We start from the raw sequence: 334 nt of genomic DNA, 5'->3' as shown, positions 1-334 counted from the left end.
GCCCAGGGCAATGTTCTGCCTGTTCTGTACGGTGAAATGCGCGTGGGGTCGCGGGTGGTATCTCAGGAGATCAGCACGGCAGACGAAGGGGATGGTGGTCAGGTTGTGGTGATTGGTCGCTGATGCAAAATGTTTCATGTGAAACCGCCTGCGGGCGGTTTTGTCGTTTATGGAGCGTGAGGAATGGGTAAAGGCAGCAGTAAGGGGCATACCCCGCGCGAAGCGAAGGACAACCTGAAATCCACGCAGTTGCTGAGTGTGATTGATGCCATCAGCGAAGGGCCGGTTGACGGTCCGGTGGATGGATTAAAAAGCGTGCTGCTGAACGGTACGC

2 protein-coding genes are annotated in these 334 nt (G+C 56.3%); both read left to right on the top strand.

All coding sequences use genetic code 11. The annotated features are described in order from the left end of the window. Nucleotides 1–123: phage tail protein (locus tag ACUU1I_RS21375; protein WP_072095190.1), on the top strand; the 123-nt coding region annotated here is incomplete at its 5' end. A gap of 60 nt (nucleotides 124–183) precedes the next feature. Further along, nucleotides 184–334: hypothetical protein (locus tag ACUU1I_RS21370; protein WP_449144958.1), on the top strand; the 151-nt coding region annotated here is incomplete at its 3' end.

The sequence above is a fragment of the Shigella sp. SIG3 genome, from assembly GCF_053555855.1.
The sequence above is the reverse complement of the archived record's forward strand: the minus strand, read 5'-3'. Positions and strand labels throughout refer to the sequence as shown.